The organism is Pseudaeromonas pectinilytica (genome assembly GCF_054780855.1).
The window spans coordinates 1-3,070 of sequence record NZ_BAAGVN010000254.1 but is presented as its reverse complement, the minus strand read 5'-3'; the positions used below and the strand labels follow the sequence as shown (position 1 = coordinate 3,070).

At 55.4% G+C, this 3,070-nt stretch carries 1 protein-coding gene and 1 pseudogene; both read right to left on the bottom strand.

The features are described 5' to 3' along the window. Nucleotides 1-22: 22 nt before the first annotated feature. A complete protein-coding gene (locus tag ACYVG7_RS10790) occupies nucleotides 23-1,684 on the bottom strand; it encodes an AAA family ATPase (protein WP_460883115.1) in 1,662 nt (553 codons plus the stop codon). Between the two features lie 244 nt (nucleotides 1,685-1,928). Next, nucleotides 1,929-2,987: pseudogene (locus ACYVG7_RS10785) on the bottom strand (methyl-accepting chemotaxis protein); the annotation flags it as partial. Between the last annotated feature and the right edge of the window lie 83 nt (nucleotides 2,988-3,070).

Genomic DNA, 3,070 nt, shown 5'->3' with positions numbered 1-3,070 from the left:
GTTGGTATCCATAGCGGGCACCTCAGTCCAGCGAACTTACTGCAAGTATAGATTGCCCCAACACGTAAAGGGAACAGCGCCGTGGCCAGAGGTGGTGGCGGGCAATGGCTAATTTTTCCTGGGACAGGTAACCGGAGAGCCGGATCATATCCATCCGATCCAGCAGGGGGGCGGGAATGGAGTCCAGGGTATTGGCGGTGCAGATAAACAGACACTTGGACAAATCCAGTCGCAGATCCAGATAGTGATCGAGAAAGTTATGATTCTGCTCCGGATCCAGAGTTTCCAGCAGGGCGGATGCCGGATCCCCCTGATGACTGCTGCCCAGTTTGTCGATTTCATCCAGCATGATCACCGGATTCATCACCTTGCTCTCCTTGAGCGCCTGCACAATTTTGCCGGGCATGGCACCAATATAGGTGCGACGGTGGCCTTTGATTTCCGCCTCGTCCCGCATGCCGCCGACACTGAAACGATAGAAGGGACGGCCTAAGGTGCAGGCGATGGAGTGACCAATCGATGTCTTGCCGACACCGGGTGGACCAATCAACAGCATGATGGCGCCACTGATGTCTTGCTTGAAGGTACCGACCGCCAGGAATTCGATGATCCGCTGTTTGACGTCTTGCAGGCCATCATGATCGGCATCCAGAATGGTTCTGGCGCGCTGTATGTCCAGCTGATCCTGATGATAGAGCCCCCACGGGACCTGGCTGATCCAGTCCAGGTAGTTGCGGGTGACGGCATATTCCGGGGAGCCAGCTTCCAGGATTTTTAGTTTATCCAGCTCTTCCTGGAAGCGATGCTGGACAGGCGTTGGTATGTCATGGCCCTGCATCCGTTTACTGAAACCATCGATTTCTGCGGTCTTGTCATCCTTCTCCAGTCCCAGCTCCCGCTGGATCACCTTCAGTTGTTCCCGCAGGAAAAACTCCCGCTGCCGCTCATTGATGCTGCGATTGACCTCATCCCGGATCTGGTTGTGCAGTTTGGCCACTTCGATCTCTTTTTTGACCAGTGCCAGCGCCTTTTTCAGGCGTTCAAACAGCAGGGGGGTATCCAGAATATCCTGCAGTTCATCACCGGTGGCGGTGGTAATCGCCGCCGCACAATCGGCCAGCGGCGAGGGATCATTGGGATTGAAGCGATCCAGATATTGCCGCAGCTCTTCACTGTAGAGTGGATTGATGGGCAGCAGCTCTTTGATGGCGGAGATCAGCGCCAGGGCGTAGGCTTTGATTTCGGTGTCACTGCGCGCCGCGAGATCATCCACCGGCGGATAGCGCACTTCGACCAGATAGGGCGGTTTATGGCTGAGCCACTGGACGATCTCAACCCGCTCGATCCCTTCGGCGACGAACTGCAATTCACCATTCCCCGAGCTGGCCTGCAGAATGCGTACCGCACACCCGGTGCGCGGCGTCACCTCGGGCAGGGGTTTAACGTGCTCCTGCTCCTGTTCATCGGTGATGCGAAATAGGGCCACCATCTTGTGGGGGGAGTTGGCCACCCGCTCAATAGTCTTCTGCCAGGGATCGGACTGAATTTGTACCGGCAGGATTTGGGATGGTAAAAACGGGCGGCCAAAAATCGGGATCACATACAACTGACTAGGGCGATCCTGCCCCGGCAATACCAGACCGGTGGTCTTACTTTCTGGCGTTTGAGCTGTGTCATTACTCATGCGTGTCACCATCGATAAAGAGGCTCGGTGATAGTGATGACCTTGAAATCAAAGCGGTCAACATGCTGCATATGCCGCTTGCATGAGTGTAGGAAGATTTTCTGCTCGCCAGCCGGATATCACTCACAACAATGGCAATTTTTGAGCGGTGCTGCGGGCCATATCAGCGCAGCGCCTATAAAAAAACGCAGCCAATATCGGCTGCGTTTTTCATTGCTCAAGATTAGCGGGGGAGAAGCCGGGTTTAGAATTTCAAACCACGCAGCAGCTGATCCAGCTCGTTGGCGGTCACCTTCAGATTCTGTGTCCCGCCCACGGTGGCCGCGGTCGACTCTTCCACCTGCATGGATTGCTGGCGCACCTCTTCGAGATTTTGCGAGATTTCTGCGGCAACCGAGCTCTGTTGCTCGGCTGAGGTCGCGATCTGCGCACTCATCTCGAATACGGATTCGCTATACGAGGCAATGCGCTCGATGTCGTGTCCCACGCCGGTGATGAGCTCGCGGCTGGTCGCGGCCTGATGCACGGTTTTATCCATGATCTGATTCAAGGCTCCGGTACCGCTTTGGAGCTCCTCGATCATCTTCTGAATTTCAACTGTCGCCTGTTGGGTCCGCCCAGCCAGGGTACGCACCTCATCGGCGACCACCGCAAAGCCACGACCTTGCTCTCCGGCCCGAGCCGCTTCGATTGCGGCGTTCAGAGCCAACAGATTGGTCTGCCCGGAGATGGAGTTGATGACGGTAACGACTTCACTGATCTTGTTGGCGCGGTTGGTCAGTTGCTCGACGGCACTGGAAGCCTGACTGATCTCATCGGCCAATGCCTGGATCGCGTCTATGGTGCGATTGACGCTGGCAGCGCCTTGACTGGCTTCCTCACTGGAGTGACGAGTCTGGGCCGAGGTGTCATTGGCATTGCGTGCCACTTCCCGGATCGCGGCCGTCATCTCTTCCATGGCCGTGGCCAGCGAGTCCAGATATTGACGCTGCGAGGCCGCCGTATCCTGACCTTCCTGTGCCGCTTCCCGGAATTCATCGGCAAACAACTCCAAGGCTTCAGCACTGTCATGCACCAGTTTCACGGTATGTTGTTGACGACCCGCCAGGGTATCGATGCTTTGCGCCAGGGCACTGAATTCATCCCGGGTCGGGATGAAGTTCAAGCGTTCCGTTAAATCACCATCGGCGACCCGACTTAAGGCCTTATTCAAAGCAAAAATGGAGTTGGAGATAAAGGAGCTCAGGTAGTAGCTGACGACCGCCATCACCAGAATGGCCAAGGCAATCAAGGTGAAGGTCGTATTCATGTACAGGATCTTTAGCTACAACCAATTGAAATAGATAGAAAAAAGGCTTCGTTTGTGATCTGATTTAATCGCCAAAA